The organism is Planococcus chinensis, from assembly GCF_042681545.1.
GTDB classification, from domain to species: Bacteria; Bacillota; Bacilli; order Bacillales_A; family Planococcaceae; genus Planococcus; species Planococcus chinensis.
Genome location: NZ_JBHUFW010000004.1, coordinates 714,753 through 730,597, shown reverse-complemented (window position 1 = coordinate 730,597; position 15,845 = coordinate 714,753). Strand labels below are relative to the sequence as shown.

Sequence of the window (15,845 nt, the reverse complement as noted above, 5' to 3'; positions counted from 1 at the left end):
CAAACATCTGTATCGTAATTTTATTGCCTTTACCATTGTATTAAAGTTGCCATAAAATGTCCACAGTTGTCGGCTATACTCCAAAAAACTTGAAATATTCCAATATCTCAGGCCTAAGGCAGCGAATGTTCCGCTTCTAATATCGACTTCACCGGTTCGAACGTTTTCCGGTGGATCGGGCAAGGTCCATGCAGCCTCAGCGCTTCGACATGGTCTTTCGTCCCGTAGCCTGAATGCCGGTCAAATCCGTATACTGGATATTCTTCCGCGTATGCATCCATGAGGGCATCCCTCCCTGTTTTGGCGAGAATCGAAGCGGCGGCGATGCATAGGCTCTTGGCATCTCCTTTGATGATCGACTCACACCGCACGCCGCCTTCAAGCATCATGGCATCCGCCAGAATGACTGCAGGCGTCGGCTGGAGCCGGGCAGCCGCTTCCACCATCGATCGCTTTGTCGCCTGGTAGATGTTCAGTTCGTCAATCTTTTCAGGGGGTTGGATATGTACTGCGTAGCTTACCGCCAGCTCCTTGATGAGTTCTGCCAACTCTTCCCGCTTCGTTTTCGAGAGCTTTTTCGAATCATCCAGTCCGGCCAAGCGGCTGCAATCTTCCGGCAGGATGACCGCTGCGGTGACGACCGGCCCGGCAAGCGGCCCTCTCCCCGCTTCGTCGATGCCACAGACCAAGTCGCCGGCCTCTTCTTTGAAGGATCGGTCGAACGCCAATTTCGTTTCGAGATCAAGAAGCAATTTTTGCTGCTGTTCTTTTTTCCTCCGCCAGCTGGCCACTAGCGCCTGTACGCTTTTGCGCGGGTCCGCCTCGACGGCTTCCATCCACGGCTGCCAGTCTTCTGCCGACGCCAGCATTTCTTTGATTTCTGCGGTTGTTTTCATTTCGGTCACGCTCCTTTTCCTAATCTCCGGATGCGTCCAATCGGATGCAGCAGCCGGGAAACCAAAAAAGGCCGAGCCCAATTGCTTGGGTTCAGCCCTGTATGTTATTCCTCATCAACGATCATTTCGTCGCGGTAATCGAATGTCACTCGTCCGAGATACTGATTGCGGATGTCGCGGACAATCGCTTCAGCGGTCATTTCATAGTCGACTTCACCGCCCGGCGAAACAAAGCTCCGCTTTTTGCCGATATGGTCGAAGGTCTTAACGATCTCTTCATCCACAGCGTCGATGCCATAGCGCTCTTTCAACCGCTCCGGGTAGCGCTGTTCCAGAAACTTCAGCGCATAAATCGCCAGTTCCTGCATCTGGATGACCGAATCTTTTATGGCGCCGGTAACGGCCAATTTGAAGCCGATTTCCGGGTCTTCGAACTTCGGCCAAAGAATGCCGGGCGTATCCAGAAGTTCGATTTCCTTGCCGACTTTGATCCATTGCTGGGCTTTTGTAACGCCCGGCATGTTTCCGGTCTTCGCCAGGCTTTTTTTCGACAGGCGGTTGATCAGCGTCGATTTCCCGACATTCGGTATGCCGACGATCATCGCCCGGATCGCACGCGGTTTGATGCCTTTGGCAATCATGCGGTTCCATTTTTCTTCGAGGATTTCCTTGGACGCTTTCGTGACCGCCTGCAGCCCTTTTCCTTCAAGGGAATTGATGGCGACGGCACGTGTGCCCTGCTCTTCAAAATAGCGGATCCATTTTTTTGTTTCAGTTTCATCTGCCATGTCCATCTTGTTCAAGATGATCAAGCGCGGCTTCTGATTGATGACTTGATCAATCATGGGATTGCGCGAAGATAAAGGCAACCGGGCATCGACCAGTTCAAAAATGATATCCACCAATTTGAGCTTTTCCGTCACTTCTCTTCTTGCTTTGGCCATATGCCCTGGAAACCATTGAATCGTCATAAAAACACTCCTTAGTTAACGACGCCGGCTTCTTCCATCGGCCAGAATATGAAACTCGTACTGCCGATGACTTCCTCTATCGGCACGATTCCGATATGCCGGCTGTCCTTGCTCTGTCTGCGGTTATCACCCATCACGAATACATATCCTTCCGGGATGGTGCTCTGGTTCGTAATATCCTCCAACGTAAAATCTTCTGTCAGCGTTCCGGTAATGCCCTGTTTATAAGTATCGAGATACGGTTCTTCCACCGCTTCCCCGTTGATATAAAGCTGGTCATTTTCATAAGCGACATGGTCGCCAGGCAACCCGATCACACGTTTAATATAATCTTTTTCTTCAGGTGCATGGAAAACGATGATATCGAACCGGTCCGGCTCTCCGACTGAATAGCCGATTTTATTGACGATCATCCGGTCTCCGTGTTCCAATGTCGGCATCATAGATTCTCCGTCGACAACTATTGGCGTGAAAAAGAATACCCGGATTATCGCAGCAAGCCCGAAAGCGATCAACAGCGCTTTAGACCATTCCCAGACTTCATTCTTTTTCTTTGCTTCACGTTCCATGCGCGTTCCTCCCTAAACTTTCTGGTTTAATTGTACAAGGATTATACACTTTTAGCAAAGAAAAGCGACGGCGGCCGCGCATCGCCCGGCAACCCCCTGAAGGCTTGGCCGAACGGTGTTCATAGCCTTTCGCCCCCGGACCGCTTCGGCCTCGGGAAGCCCGCCGCCGGACTTGTCGGCACAAAAAAGAAAGAGGGCGCATTCGCCCTCTTCCACTAGTGCAATCTTATCGAATTTCTTTGATGCGAGCTGCTTTACCGCGTAGGTTGCGCAAGTAGTACAATTTCGCACGACGTACTTTACCACGGCGAGTAACTTCAAGCTGTGCAATTTTCGGCGTGTGTACAGGGAATGTACGCTCAACGCCAACACCATAAGAGATTTTGCGGACAGTGAATGATTCACTGATCCCGCCCCCACGGCGGCCGATTACGACTCCTTCGTATACCTGGATCCGTTCGCGAGTTCCCTCGACAACCTTCACGTGTACACGAACAGTGTCTCCCGGACGGAAATCTGGAAGATCCGTACGAAGTTGTTCTTTAGTAATGTCTGCAATAATGTTTTGCATGTTTTTTCTCTCCTTCTACAGATGCTCTTGCACACAATTGCTGCTGCAGCGGAACACCGTGATCCTGTACTTCACATAAAAGTACAGACTCCATAGTATCACTAAACCGCAGGTTGTGCAAGGGGCATTCCGTATATCATTTTATTTTTTCAAGCCGTCTAAAATCTTTTGCTGCGATGGCGTCAGTTCGATTTCCTCCAGCAGATCCGGACGGCGTTCGAGCGTGCGCTTCAGCGCTTGCTCTTCGCGCCAATGGTCCACTTTCCCGTGGTTTCCGGAAGTCAGCACTTCCGGCACTGTCCATCCGCGGAAATTGGCCGGGCGGGTATACTGAGGATGCTCCAGAAGCCCCGTAGAGAAGGAATCGCGTACAGGGGAATCAGCATTGCCCAGCACTCCCGGAAGCAGCCTGACGACGCTGTCAATGACCGTCATGGCTGCCAGTTCTCCTCCGGTCAGCACAAAATCCCCGATTGAGATTTCATCGGTCACCAAATGCTCCCGGATCCGCTCGTCATAGCCTTCGTAATGGCCGCAGATGAAGATGAGCTCTTCTTCTTTTGCAAGCTCTTCCGCTTTCTTCTGCGTAAAGCGTTCGCCCTGCGGGCACATCAGGATCACGCGCGGGTTTTTGACTTCAGCCAAGGATTCAACTGCATTGAAAATCGGCTCCGGCTTCAGGACCATTCCCGCTCCGCCTCCGAACGGATAGTCGTCGACTTGCCGTTTGTTGTCGGCGAATTCGCGGATATCCACTACGCTGAGTTTTACGGCCCCTTTGTCTTGCGCTTTTTTCATAATCGATTGGCTGAAGACGCCCTCGAACATCGGCGGGAATAACGACAGAACATTTATATTCATTCGTTTAACAAACCTTCCATCACTTCGATGGTGATTTTCTTTTCATCGACATCGATTTCTTTGACGACGTCTTCAATGTAAGGGATGTAATGCTTTTTCCCGGTTTTCGGGGTCACTTCCCAGACATCGTTCGCGCCGGTCTCCAAAATGTCGCTGACCTTCCCGATTTCACGCCCCTCTTCCGAGTAGACGGTACAGCCAATGATTTCATGGTGATAAAAGGCATGATCTTCAAGTTCCGTCAGATCGTGTTCGGCAATGCGCAAATACGAGTCTTTGAACTCGACGACATCGTTGATGTTCGGATAGCCTTCGAAGGTCACCAGCTCGAAATTCTTATGCTGCCGGTGGCTTGCGATGGTCACCATGATCGGTTTTTTCGCATCCGGCTTGAACAGCCCAAGCTTTGTGCCGACCGCAAAACGTTCATCCGGAAAGTCTGTACGGGACAGCACCCGGACTTCTCCGCGGATTCCGTGAGTGTTCACGATTTTTCCTACATTAAACCATTCCATGCGCTAAACTCCTTTGCAAATTCAATCCAGATTGACAAAAAAGGAAGGAACCTAGGCTCCTCCCTTTTTTGCTAATCCACAATATCGACGTAAGTTTTTTTCTTATGATAATTGCCTGCTGCTGAGTACACGATGGAGCGGATCGCTTTCGCCACCCGTCCTTGCTTACCAATCACTTTCCCTGTATCGTCTTGATTCACAGAAAGCTTGTAGACAATACGGCTTGCATTTTCGTCGGTTTCGACGCGTACATCATCCGGATGATCAACCAATGGTTTCACAATGTCTTCAATCAGCTGCTTCATAAGAAAGTCTCCCTTACTTGCTTAATTTTTCGTTATGGAATTTTTCCATAATGCCGTTTTTAGAAAACAAGTTGCGGACAGTGTCAGATGGTTTTGCGCCATCATGAAGCCATTTCAACGCCAATTCTTCGTTGATTTTAACTTCAGCTGGAACTGTCAGCGGGTTATAAGTACCTACTGTCTGGATTTGACGGCCGTCACGTGGAGCACGTGAATCAGCAACTACGATACGGTAAAAAGGAGACTTTTTAGCTCCCATACGTTTCAAGCGAATTTTTACTGCCATTTCTTAAAGCACCTCCGAATAGTTTCACACAAGATATTATATTAGCAAGCTTTAAATAGTTTGTAAAGTATTTTTTCTTAACACCTAAAATTTTATTTGAAAAGCGAGTCCAAACCAGGCATCGACATCTTCTTCTTGCCTTTTTGGGTCATGCCGGACATCTGTTTCATCATCTTTTTCATGTCCTCGAACTGCTTGAGCAGGCGGTTGACGTCCTGGATCGTCGTACCGGATCCTTTTGCGATCCGCTTGCGGCGGTTGGAGTTGATGATCTCCGGCGTCGTTTTCTCCTGAGTCGTCATCGAGCGGATGATCGCTTCTACACGCCCCATCTGGCTCTCGTCGACCTTGGCATTTTCCAGGCCTTTGATTTTATTGGCGCCCGGAAGCATTTTCAAAATCTCATCGAGCGGCCCCATCTGCTTGACTTGGTTCATCTGGTCAAGGAAATCGTCGAATGTGAAAGAAGAAGTCCGGAATTTCTCTTCCAATTCCCGCGCTTTTTCTTCATCGACGTTCGATTGCGCTTTTTCGATCAGCGACAGCATATCGCCCATGCCGAGGATGCGGGACGCCATGCGCTCCGGATAGAACGGTTCAAGCGCGTCCAGCTTCTCGCCCATCCCGACAAATTTGATCGGTTTCTGGGTGACGGAACGGATTGACAGCGCCGCACCACCGCGCGTGTCGCCATCGAGTTTCGTCAGCACGACGCCGGTGATGCCGATCGCCGCATCGAAGTTCTGTGCGACGTTGACCGCGTCTTGTCCGGTCATGGCATCGACAACCAGGAAAATTTCATCCGGCTCTTTAAGCGCACGGATGTCTTTCAGCTCCTGCATCAGCGCTTCGTCGACATGCAGGCGGCCTGCTGTATCGATGATGACGGTGTCCAAATGCTGTTCTTTGGCATATTCAATCGCTTGGCGGGCAATTTCCACCGGCGAGACGTCCGTGCCTTTTGAGAAGACAGGAAGCGACAATTGCTTGCCGATCGTCTCAAGCTGCTGAATAGCGGCCGGGCGGTAAACGTCCGCCGCAACCAAAAGCGGTTTGCGGTTGTTCTTCTTGCGCAGCTGGCTCGCGAGTTTCCCTGTAGTGGTCGTTTTACCGGCCCCTTGCAGTCCAACCATCATGATGACAGTCGGCTGTTTGGTCGAGAATACGATTTTGCTTTGTTCACCGCCCATCAATTGGGTCAATTCGTCTTTAACGATTTTCACGACCTGCTGGCCCGGCGTCAAACTTTCCATAACATCGATGCCGATGGCACGTTCGCTGACTTTCTTCACGAATTCTTTTACAACTTTTAAATTGACGTCCGCTTCGATCAAGGCAAAACGGACTTCGCGCATCATTTCTTTGACGTCTGCCTCTGACACTTTCCCTTTGCCTTTGATCTTTTGGACAGTGCCTTGCAGGCGGTCAGCTAATCCTTCAAATGCCATTGCTTTCGCCTCCTAATCCCATTCTTTCAGCTGGGTGAGGAATTCCCCTACCCGTTCGTCTGTAAATGGATGTTTTTCGAACTCTTTTACGAGCTGTTGGCGTTTCTGGAACTTCTCGAACAATTGCAGCTTATGCTCGTATTCTTCAAGCATCGCCTCGGTCCGGCGGATGTTGTCATACACCGCTTGCCGCGTAATATCATAGGCTTCCGCGATTTCCCCGAGGGAGTGGTCGTCCAGATAATAAAGCTCCATATAACTGCGCTGTTTAGGCGTCAGCAATTCCTGATAGAAATCAAACAGGTAGTTCATGCGTGTCGTTTTTTCCAGCCCCATCATTGCAGTTCACCTCGTTTGCTCTTCTATCTACGATACTGAAAACCGTTTCAAGCGTCAAGTAATTTTACTTGTCTCCCTCAGCCGATTCCATCGCTTCTTCGCGGTCCAGCCCTTCAGCAAACAGGCCATACACGTATTTTTGCGGATCGAACGGCTGCAGGTCGTCCATTTGCTCGCCGAGCCCGACAAATTTCACCGGAATCTTCAATTTGCTGCGGATGGCCAGCACGATACCGCCTTTTGCGGTGCCGTCCAGCTTCGTCAGGACAATGCCCGTCACATCCGTCACTTCTTTGAACATTTCCGCTTGGATGAGCGCGTTCTGGCCGGTTGTGGCGTCCAGTGCGAGGAGCACTTCATGCGGCGCACCCGGAATCTCGCGTGCAATGACGCGATGGACTTTTTCCAGCTCTTTCATCAGGTTCACTTTGTTCTGAAGCCGCCCTGCTGTATCACAGATCAGGACATCGACACCGCGCGATTTGGCCGCGCGGACCGCATCGTACATGACCGCTGCCGGGTCGGACCCTTCGCTTTGCTTGATGACATCCACACCGACGCGTTTGCCCCAGACGTCCAATTGTTCAATTGCCCCTGCGCGGAACGTATCGCCTGCAGCCAGCAGCACCGTCTTTCCTTCGCCTTTCAGACGGTGGGCAAGTTTCGCAATGCTGGTCGTCTTGCCGACGCCGTTGACGCCGACAAAAAGAATGACGGACAACTCGTTGTCCAGGTTCAGCCCGGTCGTTTCTTCTTCGCCGGCTTCGTAGATTTCCACCAGTTTCTCAGAGATGACCGATTGCACCGATGAGGTGTCTTTTACATTTTTGCGCTGCACTTCATAGCGCAATTCATCCATCAATTCCATCACGGTTTCGAATCCGACATCCGCCTGGAGAAGGATTTCTTCAAGTTCTTCGAAGAAATCTTCATCGACTTTGCGGTATTTTGCGACCAGGTCGTTGATTTTTGATGTAAAGCCGGTGCGGGTCTTTTCGAGCCCTTCTTTGTACTTCTCTGTCGACTCTTCAGCTTCGGCATTGCCGGCAAATTTATCTTTCAGCTTTTTAAAGAAACTCATTCCTTCACTCCTCGGTTAAGTTTGTTCCTGCAGTTTAACAGATACCAGCTTCGAGATGCCTGATTCCTGCATCGTAATGCCATACAGCACATCCGCGCCTTCCATTGTGCCTTTGCGGTGCGTGATGACGATGAATTGTGTGTCCGCGCTGAATTTCTTCAAATACTGGCTGTACCTGACGACATTCGATTCATCAAGCGCCGCCTCAACTTCATCCAGTACGCAAAACGGCACTGGGCGGATATTGAGGATGGCGAACAACAGCGCGATGGCCGTGAGCGCACGTTCCCCGCCGGACAACAGGCTCAATGTCTGCAGTTTCTTGCCCGGGGGCTGTGCAATGATCTCGACGCCCGTCAGCAGCATATCATCGGGATTCGTCAATACAAGATCCGCTGAGCCGCCTCCGAACAGCTCCTTGAACACCCGCTGAAAATGGCCGCGGATGGCGTGGAATGTCTCATCGAACCGGCTTGTCATTTCTTCATCCATTTCACGGATGACGGTGCGCAAGGTTTCTTTGGCTTCGTTCAAGTCGTTCCGCTGTTCGGTCAGGAAGCTGTGGCGTTCGGAGACATGCTCGAATTCTTCGATGGCCCCGATATTGACCGGCCCCAATTCCTCGATCGACTGCTTCAGCAGCTTCACTTTGCGCCTGACAGCACTTTCCTCGTCCTGCAAGTTGAAGCGCTGGGCTTCATCGAACGACAATTGGTAGTTGTTCTCGAGCTGCGCGAGGTACCCCTGGATCTGTACATCGATGCGGGTCGCTTTGACTTCGCAGATGCGGATGGCTTCGACGTACCCTTTGTAGATCCGCTGGGTCTCTTTCAGCTGCTCTTCGAGCACATTGAGCTCTTCCTGCTTCGCGGTCCGTTCGGACTTCAGCGTTTCGATTGTCCCTTGTTCCGCTATTTTCTGGCCGCTCCATTTTTCGATCTCTGCCAGGATTTCTTCATCGGAGTACACTTTTGCCGCTTCTTCCGATTGGATCCAATCCAGTTCTTTCTGTATCGCTTCCAGTTTCTGGTCACTCTTCAGCTTGCGTTCGAGGAGCTCGGCTTCGCTTTCGGTCAGCTGCGCCACCCGTTCCTTCATGACGGCATACATCGACTTCTGGTCCGCTAATTTGCTGATGACGCTGTCACGCGCCGTGTCGCTTTGCTGCTTGAGCTGCGTCAATTCATCAATTTGCTGTGAGATGGACGAGAGTTCCCCGCTGATCTGGGCCAGGCGCACCGTTGCGGAATCCCGCTTTTCGGATACTGCCGTCAAATCGATCGTCCGGCTGCTCTGTTCCGCCTGGAAAAGGCGATAGCGCTCTTTGGTCGTTTTGAAGACCGCTTCCACTTCCCGCAAAATCATGGCGCGTTCCGATTCAAGGTCGCGGTACTTTTCGCCTTCTGACCGCAAATTGTTGAGCTGCTGTTCCAACGCATTGACTTCCGATTGTTCTTTCCGGATCGTCTTTTCCGCCCCCTGCACAGTGCTGTCGAGTTCCTTCAGCTGGGCGACCAAACCTTCCAATTCCGCTTTGCGCGTGAAGAACGACGCCTGGGATTTGTTGGCGCCTCCGGTCATCGAGCCGCCGGCATTCACCACATCGCCTTCAAGCGTCACGACCCGGTAGCGGTTCATGGTCATTTTAGCGATGGCGGATGCCCCTTTCAGATCTGTGGCGATGATGACATTGCCCAATAAATTCTCGACAATCATGCTGTACGCTTTATCAAAGCCGACCAATTCATAGGCCATTTTGACAAAAGACGGATGCTGTTGGATCGACGCGATGCTGCCGGAAGCCAGCTTCCGTGATTTCATGACGGTCATGGGCAGGAAGGTCGAACGGCCCGCGCGTTTTTTCCGCAGGAATTCGATCGCTTCCCGGGCATGCTGTTCCCCTTCGGTGACGATGTGCTGGCTTGCGCCCCCTAGTGCAGTCTCAATCGCTTTTGCGTAATCCTGATCCACTTGGACGATTTCCGCAACCGCTCCGACAATGCCGCCAAGCTGGCCTTTGTCCCGGGCGACGAGCACTTCCCGGACGCCTTGGAAAAATCCGGAGAAGTCCGCTTCCAGCTCCTGGAGCGTATCGATGCGCGAACCCAATTGCTTCTGGGACTGATAGGCCTGGAAAAGCATTGCCTGCTTCTTATCGAAAGCCTGTTTTGCCGATAGAAAAGCCGCTTCTGCCGTTTTATACTGCGCACGCTTTTCTTCAAGCAAATGCTGGATATCCTTATGTTTCGCTTCCGCTGCCTGCTTCTCTTTTTGGAGCTTCTCCAGTTCAGAAGAAAAATCCGCTTCTTGGAGCGCTATGCGGCTGCTTGAATCTGATAACTGCTTTTCCTGCAGCTCAATATTCTTCAATTCATTTTTCACAGTTGCCTGTTCGTTCATCAAATCGAAATAGGCGGATTTATGTTCTTCTATATCCTGGTCGATGTCTGCAGGCGTTCGGTTCAATTGGTCTTCCAACCCTTTGAGCGTCCGGCGTATGGCCTGCTGCTCCGCTTTGCGCGCTTCGAGGAGAGCCAGGTGCTCACTGTGTTTTTTCGCAAGCGCGGCATTCTCCAGCTTTTCCGCTTCAAGATTCCCTGAAAGCTGCTGCGCCTGCCGGTGGGCATTGTTTTTCTTCTCAGACATCAGCAGCTTGCGGCCTTCCCATTTCTCGCTTTCCCCGCTCGCCACAACCAGCGCATTCTGCGAATGGTCAATCCTGCTGTCGAGGACTTTCAAGGATTTACGGATACCTGATACAGCCGCTTCTTTTTCTTCAATTTCGACGGCGAGCTGCCGCTCTTTACCGGCATGCGCCTTCGCTTCGCTCTCCAGCCCTTCCAATTCCTGCTGAAGCTGCGAAATGTCGTGCGCCAAAAGTGCGATATCCGCATCTTTCAGCTGCTCGTTCATGTCCAAGAAATCCCTGGCTGCCGATGCCTGGATCTGCAGCGGTTCCATGCGCCCGTCCAGTTCGTGGAGGATATCGAGCACGCGGTTCAAGTTCTCATCGGTTTCGTTCAACTTCGATTCCGCTTTCCGCTTCCGCTGCTTGTATTTCAGCACACCCGCGGCTTCTTCAAAAATCGAGCGGCGCTCTTCGGCTTTGCTGTTGAGGATTTCATCGACACGCCCTTGGGAAATGATCGAGAAGGCCTCCTTGCCAAGGCCGGAGTCCATGAACAGATCGGTGATGTCCTTCAGCCGGCAATTTTGCTTGTTCAGCAAATACGCGCTTTCACCACTGCGAAAAACCCTCCGCGTTACGCTGATTTCGCTGTAATCGAGAGGGACTTGGCCGTCCGTATTATCCAGGATCAGAGTGACTTCTGCAAAATTCAACGGCTTTCGGGAATCGCTGCCGGCAAAAATGACGTCTTCCATCTTTGCCCCGCGCAGCGATTTTGCCGATTGTTCACCGAGAACCCAGCGGATGGCATCGGTTACGTTGCTCTTGCCGCTGCCGTTCGGCCCGACCACTGCGGTCACGCCCGGAACGAAATCGATGCCGATCCGGTCGGCGAACGATTTGAATCCCATGACTTCTAAACGTTTTAAATACATCACTTAATCCTCCATTGCTTCCTGCAATTTGCGGATTGCCAACTGAGCGGCCTGCTGCTCCGCTTCTTTTTTCGAGCGGCCGTTCCCGACGCCGAGCTCCTGCTCAGCGAGGGACACCCGTGTGACAAATACCCGGCTATGTGCAGGCCCTTTTTCTTCGATGATCTCGTATGTCAAGGCGCCGCTGTTTTTCTGTTGGACCAGTTCTTGCAGCTGGCTCTTATAATCCATCACATTCGAAAAAGCCCCGACTTCGACTTTCGGGAACAAAACGGTTTCCAGAAATGCGACTACGGCTTCAAGCCCTTGATCGAGGTATAATGCGCCGATCAGCGACTCGAACACGTCAGCTAAAAGTGCGGGCCTTGTCCGGCCGCCTGTCTGTTCCTCACCTTTTCCAAGCAGGATGTAGTTCCCGAGATTGAGCTCATTGGCAAACGTCACCAAGGATGGTTCGCAGACGATGGCTGCGCGCAGTTTTGTCAGTTTCCCTTCGCTCATCTCCGGATATTTTGCATACAAAAAGTGAGAGACAGACAGTTCCAGAACAGCGTCTCCTAAAAATTCAAGGCGTTCATTGTCCAGGTAGTGGCGTCTGCGGTGTTCGTTCACATAGGACGAATGGGTAAACGCCTGGTAAAGCAATGCCGGCTGCTCAAATTGGATGTTCAAGGTTCTTTGGAGCTCGTCGAAAGCTGCACGGGCGCTTTCTTTGATCGCTCCGGGTTTTTGTGTATGGGGTTTTCTTTTCATTGCCATTTTTTATCTGCCTTCCTATAACGTTCTGCCTTTGATTTTACCTTGTTTTATGGGTTTGTGCAAAAAATGAATTGGCGCCCACCAGCTTCTTGCAAAGCCGGCGGACGCCAAGTTACACTCGGTCTATTACGCTTGTTTTTTCTCGATATACGATACTGCGTCGCCTACTGTTGACATACCTTCTGCGTCTTCGTCAGAAATTTCCATGTCGAATTCGTCTTCAAGTTCCATGACCAATTCAACTACGTCCAATGAATCTGCACCAAGGTCGCCTGTGAATGAAGCTTCTAGCTTAACTTCGCTTTCTTCCACACCAAGACGATCCACGATTACTTTTGTTACGCGCTCTAATACTGTTGACAATGCCGTCACCTCCCCTCAAATCAGTATACAGAATTTTTTCTTACATGACCATGCCGCCGTCAAGATGCAGCGTCTGGCCAGTCATATAGGACGAATCGTCCGATGCCAAAAACAGCACCGCTTTCGCCACTTCTTCCGGTTTGCCGAAACGGCCAAGCGGGATTTGCGATAGCATCGTCTTCTGGATGTCCTCGCCCAGCTTGTCTGTCATATCCGTCGTGATAAATCCAGGCGCCACCGCGTTTGCTGTGATATTCCGGCTTGCCAGTTCGCGCGCCGTCGTTTTTGTAAGACCGATGACGCCCGCTTTCGCCGCCACGTAATTGGCCTGCCCTGCATTGCCCATAACACCGACGATGGAAGCGATGTTGATGATCCGGCCTGCTCGCTGTTTCATCATTTGGCGGGTCACGGCTTTCGTGCAGATAAAGACGCCTTTCAGGTTGGTGTTGATGACATCATCCCACTCGTCGTCTTTCATGCGCATCATCAGGTTATCGCGGGTGATTCCCGCATTGTTGACCAGAATGTCGACCGATCCGAATGCCTGCATGGCCTCATCGACAAGCGCCTTCACCGCTTCGGCATCTGAAACATTGGCCTTGACCGCAATGGCTTCGCCGCCGCCCGCTTTGATTTCCTCTACAACCGCTTCCGCTTTTTCCTGGCTGCCGCTGTAATTCACGACTACCTTCGCGCCGGCAGCTGCCAATTTACGGGCGATTTCTGCACCGATTCCGCGCGAGGCCCCGGTGATTATGGCTGTCTTTCCTGTTAAGTCCGTCATTTCGCCAGCTCCTCTACCGCTTTTTCAAAAGTTTCCACATCGTATACCGGCAAAGTCAGAACGGAACGGTCAATTTTCTTGACCAGCCCGCTCAGCACTTTTCCTGGCCCGACTTCGACAAAGACCGTCACCCCTAAATCGATCATTTCCCGTACCGACTGCTCCCACAGGACCGGCGAATACAGTTGGCGCACCAAAAGCTCCTGGAATTGCGAGGCATGGGTTTCGCTTTTCGCCGTCACGTTTGTCACGACCGGAATAATTGCGTCTTCAAGAAACGCTTCGCTCAGCACTTTGGAAAGCGACTGGGAAGCCGGCCGCATCAACTCCGAGTGGAAGGGCCCGCTGACGTCAAGCGGAATCGCCCGTTTGGCGCCTTGTTCTTTCGCCACAGCGCATGCCTTGGCAACGCCTTCTTTGGTGCCGGAAATGACGATCTGCCCTGGACAGTTTAAATTCGCCAGTTGGACAACGCCGTTCGTGTCGGTCACTTTGTTCGTGATTTTTTCCAGTTCTTCGCTGTCCATGCCGAGAATCGCCGCCATGGCGCCTTCTCCGGCCGGCACTGCTTCGTTCATGAACAAACCGCGTTTGTGGACGATGCCCACGGCCGTTTCAAATGGCAGGACACCGGACGCCACAAGCGCGCTGTATTCACCCAGGCTATGGCCGGCTGTATAATCGGGGGAAATGCCCGCCCGGTTCAGCCTTTCAGTGATCATTGCGCTCACTGTCAAAAGCGCTGGCTGTGCGTGGTATGTAAGCGTCAAGTTTTCCTGTGGGCCGTGGAGCATCATTTCCGAAAGGTTGACGCCCAGCACTTCGTCGGCTTCTTCAAAGAACCGGCGGCTCCGGTCGTCGGCAAGAAAGCTTTCGCCCATGCCGACCGTCTGCGATCCTTGTCCTGGATAGATAAATGCAATTTTAGTCATGAGGGTTCTCCTTTTTCAGCGTGCTGTATATCGTTCCTGTCACATCGTGCTCCACCATTGTCCGCGCCTGGCGGACGGCGTTGAACAATGCATTGGCATTTGACGAACCGTGCGCTTTGATAACCGGCGCTTTTAGTCCAAACAATCCGGCACCGCCGTATTCGCTGTAGTCAAGCATGCCTTTCAGGCCGCGCATATCATCTTTCACCAATAATGCGGCCATTTTTGTCTTCGCTGATTTATTGAAAACATCTTTGATCATGGCAAACACGTTCATTGCGGTGCCTTCAATTGTCTTGAGCACCATATTGCCGGTAAAGCCGTCCGTTACGACGACATCCGCAGCGCCATTCAGCAGATCGCGCGATTCCACGTTGCCGATGAAATTGATCGGCGCTTCCTTCAGCAGCGGAAACGCTGCTTTGGTCAATTCGTTGCCCTTTTTCTCTTCCGTTCCAATGTTCAGCAAGCCGACGGTCGGGTTTTGGATGCCGCGTACTTTTTCCGCATAGATGCTGCCCATGACGGCGTACTGGACCAGATGCTCCGGCCGGGCTTCGGCGTTCGCCCCCATGTCCAGCATGACAAACCCTTTGCCGTCGATTGTCGGCAGCGTCGGGGCCAGCGCCGGACGGTCCACGCCTTCGATCCGGCCGACAACAAACAATCCGGCCGACATCAACGCACCGGTATTCCCGGCAGACACACAGGCATCAGCGCGCCCTTCTTTGACCGCTTGCGCCATCTGGACCATCGAAGAATCTTTTTTCCGGCGCACCGCGCGCACCGGGTCGTCTTCCGCTTCGATCACTTCCTCGCAATGGATGACCTCCAAGCGGTCATGGTTTTTCAAAAACGGCTTCATCCGTTCCTGATGGCCATATAATTGAATCTGCAGATCGCTGAATTCGCCTAAAGCTTTGTAGACGCCTTCAATGATCTCTTTTGGGGCGTTGTCTCCGCCCATTCCGTCTACTGCAATAATCATTTCCCGTCACCTTCGCTTCGTTCCGTCATTCGGTACATTTCAAATGTCCCAATAAATACAGTCGCCTGATCGACAGACGACACCACTTTTACAAATGCCCGGTTCTTTTCGGGCTGCCGTTCGATCACTTGCGCTTTCGCCACCACCCGCTGCCCCGCTCTGACCGGCCGCAGAAACTGCAGCTCCGATTTCACGGTCAATGCCAGTTCGTCGTTCATCACGGCCACAGCAAGGGAATTTGCCTGGGCAAATAAATGATGGCCTCTGGCGATCTGATTGCGCTGGAACACATGCTCCGGCTTTACATCGAATATGGAAATCGCTTTTTCATCCAGCTCAATATCGATAATTTCGCCGATCACTTCGTCAATCGGCAATGATTTGACTTCATCCTCGAATGTTTTGACAGCGACATGCTTGATGCGCTCCCGCAGCTCGGGGATCGCCAATTCCATCCGGTCCAGCCGGATCGTCTGAACACTGACGCCGAAATTGGCCGAAAGTTCCTCGTCCGTCACGAATGGATTCGCATTGATGGAAGCTGTCAGCGCTTGCTGTCGCTCTTTTTTGGTCTTTTTCACTTTGTCACCGCCCGCTATTAGCACTTGGT

Annotated in this window: 18 protein-coding genes; all 18 read right to left on the bottom strand. The window is 51.9% G+C overall.

The features are described from left to right. Positions 1–113 precede the first annotated feature (113 nt). Positions 114–896 (bottom strand): ribonuclease HII, encoded by a 783-nt coding sequence (locus ACFSDB_RS05920; RefSeq protein WP_204892508.1) that lies wholly within the window; start codon positions 894–896, stop codon positions 114–116. Between the two features lie 104 nt (positions 897–1,000). Next, positions 1,001–1,867: a ribosome biogenesis GTPase YlqF gene (ylqF, locus tag ACFSDB_RS05915; protein WP_204892509.1), complete on the bottom strand. Its 867-nt coding sequence runs from the start codon at positions 1,865–1,867 to the stop codon at positions 1,001–1,003. A gap of 11 nt (positions 1,868–1,878) precedes the next feature. After that, positions 1,879–2,436: a signal peptidase I gene (gene lepB, locus ACFSDB_RS05910; RefSeq protein ID WP_204892510.1), complete on the bottom strand. Its 558-nt coding sequence runs from the start codon at positions 2,434–2,436 to the stop codon at positions 1,879–1,881. A 226-nt stretch (positions 2,437–2,662) separates the two neighbouring features. Further along, positions 2,663–3,007, bottom strand: coding sequence for a 50S ribosomal protein L19 (gene rplS / locus ACFSDB_RS05905; protein WP_204892511.1), 345 nt, complete (start codon positions 3,005–3,007; stop codon positions 2,663–2,665). A 141-nt stretch (positions 3,008–3,148) separates the two neighbouring features. Next, complete coding sequence (gene trmD / locus ACFSDB_RS05900; RefSeq protein WP_204892512.1) at positions 3,149–3,868, bottom strand: tRNA (guanosine(37)-N1)-methyltransferase TrmD; 720 nt, start codon at positions 3,866–3,868, stop codon at positions 3,149–3,151. Continuing rightward, positions 3,865–4,383: a ribosome maturation factor RimM gene (gene rimM / locus ACFSDB_RS05895; protein ID WP_204892513.1), complete on the bottom strand. Its 519-nt coding sequence runs from the start codon at positions 4,381–4,383 to the stop codon at positions 3,865–3,867. The genes trmD and rimM overlap by 4 nt, the downstream gene beginning before the upstream one ends. A 71-nt stretch (positions 4,384–4,454) precedes the next feature. After that, entirely contained in the window at positions 4,455–4,688 is a 234-nt protein-coding gene (locus ACFSDB_RS05890; protein WP_204892514.1) for a KH domain-containing protein, read from the bottom strand. Between the two features lie 13 nt (positions 4,689–4,701). Continuing rightward, the gene (rpsP, locus tag ACFSDB_RS05885; RefSeq protein WP_204892515.1) at positions 4,702–4,974 is read right to left on the bottom strand and encodes a 30S ribosomal protein S16; all 273 of its coding nucleotides are present in this window, start codon (positions 4,972–4,974) and stop codon (positions 4,702–4,704) included. A 92-nt stretch (positions 4,975–5,066) separates the two neighbouring features. Next, positions 5,067–6,422 (bottom strand): signal recognition particle protein, encoded by a 1,356-nt coding sequence (ffh, locus tag ACFSDB_RS05880; RefSeq protein ID WP_204892516.1) that lies wholly within the window; start codon positions 6,420–6,422, stop codon positions 5,067–5,069. Between the two features lie 12 nt (positions 6,423–6,434). Next, a complete protein-coding gene (locus tag ACFSDB_RS05875) occupies positions 6,435–6,758 on the bottom strand; it encodes a putative DNA-binding protein (protein ID WP_204892700.1) in 324 nt (107 codons plus the stop codon). Between the two features lie 67 nt (positions 6,759–6,825). Then, the gene (ftsY, locus tag ACFSDB_RS05870; protein ID WP_204892517.1) at positions 6,826–7,842 is read right to left on the bottom strand and encodes a signal recognition particle-docking protein FtsY; all 1,017 of its coding nucleotides are present in this window, start codon (positions 7,840–7,842) and stop codon (positions 6,826–6,828) included. A gap of 15 nt (positions 7,843–7,857) precedes the next feature. Beyond that, complete coding sequence (gene smc, locus ACFSDB_RS05865; RefSeq protein ID WP_204892518.1) at positions 7,858–11,406, bottom strand: chromosome segregation protein SMC; 3,549 nt, start codon at positions 11,404–11,406, stop codon at positions 7,858–7,860. 3 nt (positions 11,407–11,409) lie between these two features. Continuing rightward, positions 11,410–12,165: a ribonuclease III gene (gene rnc / locus ACFSDB_RS05860; protein WP_204892519.1), complete on the bottom strand. Its 756-nt coding sequence runs from the start codon at positions 12,163–12,165 to the stop codon at positions 11,410–11,412. A gap of 126 nt (positions 12,166–12,291) precedes the next feature. Further along, entirely contained in the window at positions 12,292–12,528 is a 237-nt protein-coding gene (locus ACFSDB_RS05855) for an acyl carrier protein (protein WP_204892520.1), read from the bottom strand. Positions 12,529–12,568: 40 nt separating this feature from the next. Continuing rightward, positions 12,569–13,315 carry a 3-oxoacyl-[acyl-carrier-protein] reductase gene (gene fabG / locus ACFSDB_RS05850; RefSeq protein WP_204892521.1) on the bottom strand — a complete coding sequence of 249 codons (747 nt, stop codon included), beginning with the start codon at positions 13,313–13,315 and terminating at the stop codon, positions 12,569–12,571. Then, positions 13,312–14,247, bottom strand: a complete 936-nt coding sequence (fabD, locus tag ACFSDB_RS05845; protein WP_204892522.1) for an ACP S-malonyltransferase — start codon at positions 14,245–14,247, stop codon at positions 13,312–13,314. The genes fabG and fabD overlap by 4 nt, the downstream gene beginning before the upstream one ends. Next, complete coding sequence (gene plsX / locus ACFSDB_RS05840) at positions 14,240–15,235, bottom strand: phosphate acyltransferase PlsX (protein ID WP_204892523.1); 996 nt, start codon at positions 15,233–15,235, stop codon at positions 14,240–14,242. The genes fabD and plsX overlap by 8 nt, the downstream gene beginning before the upstream one ends. Beyond that, positions 15,232–15,816, bottom strand: a complete 585-nt coding sequence (gene fapR, locus ACFSDB_RS05835; RefSeq protein ID WP_204892524.1) for a transcription factor FapR — start codon at positions 15,814–15,816, stop codon at positions 15,232–15,234. Before fapR ends, plsX begins: the two co-directional genes overlap by 4 nt. Positions 15,817–15,845: the final 29 nt, after the last annotated feature.

Bases quoted from the DNA above. Each gene is read 5' to 3' on its own strand.
- lepB (WP_204892510.1), bottom strand. From the start codon at position 2,436: ATGGAACGTGAAGCAAAGAAAAAGAATGAAGTCTGGGAATGGTCTAAA.
- fabG (WP_204892521.1), bottom strand. From the start codon at position 13,315: ATGACGGACTTAACAGGAAAGACAGCCATAATCACCGGGGCCTCGCGC.
- fabD (WP_204892522.1), bottom strand. From the start codon at position 14,247: ATGACTAAAATTGCATTTATCTATCCAGGACAAGGATCGCAGACGGTC.
- rpsP (WP_204892515.1), bottom strand. From the start codon at position 4,974: ATGGCAGTAAAAATTCGCTTGAAACGTATGGGAGCTAAAAAGTCTCCT.
- rnc (WP_204892519.1), bottom strand. From the start codon at position 12,165: ATGGCAATGAAAAGAAAACCCCATACACAAAAACCCGGAGCGATCAAA.
- smc (WP_204892518.1), bottom strand. From the start codon at position 11,406: ATGTATTTAAAACGTTTAGAAGTCATGGGATTCAAATCGTTCGCCGAC.
- ftsY (WP_204892517.1), bottom strand. From the start codon at position 7,842: ATGAGTTTCTTTAAAAAGCTGAAAGATAAATTTGCCGGCAATGCCGAA.
- ACFSDB_RS05920 (WP_204892508.1), bottom strand. From the start codon at position 896: ATGAAAACAACCGCAGAAATCAAAGAAATGCTGGCGTCGGCAGAAGAC.
- ylqF (WP_204892509.1), bottom strand. From the start codon at position 1,867: ATGACGATTCAATGGTTTCCAGGGCATATGGCCAAAGCAAGAAGAGAA.
- trmD (WP_204892512.1), bottom strand. From the start codon at position 3,868: ATGAATATAAATGTTCTGTCGTTATTCCCGCCGATGTTCGAGGGCGTC.
- ACFSDB_RS05875 (WP_204892700.1), bottom strand. From the start codon at position 6,758: ATGGGGCTGGAAAAAACGACACGCATGAACTACCTGTTTGATTTCTAT.
- rimM (WP_204892513.1), bottom strand. From the start codon at position 4,383: ATGGAATGGTTTAATGTAGGAAAAATCGTGAACACTCACGGAATCCGC.
- ACFSDB_RS05890 (WP_204892514.1), bottom strand. From the start codon at position 4,688: ATGAAGCAGCTGATTGAAGACATTGTGAAACCATTGGTTGATCATCCG.
- ffh (WP_204892516.1), bottom strand. From the start codon at position 6,422: ATGGCATTTGAAGGATTAGCTGACCGCCTGCAAGGCACTGTCCAAAAG.
- rplS (WP_204892511.1), bottom strand. From the start codon at position 3,007: ATGCAAAACATTATTGCAGACATTACTAAAGAACAACTTCGTACGGAT.
- plsX (WP_204892523.1), bottom strand. From the start codon at position 15,235: ATGATTATTGCAGTAGACGGAATGGGCGGAGACAACGCCCCAAAAGAG.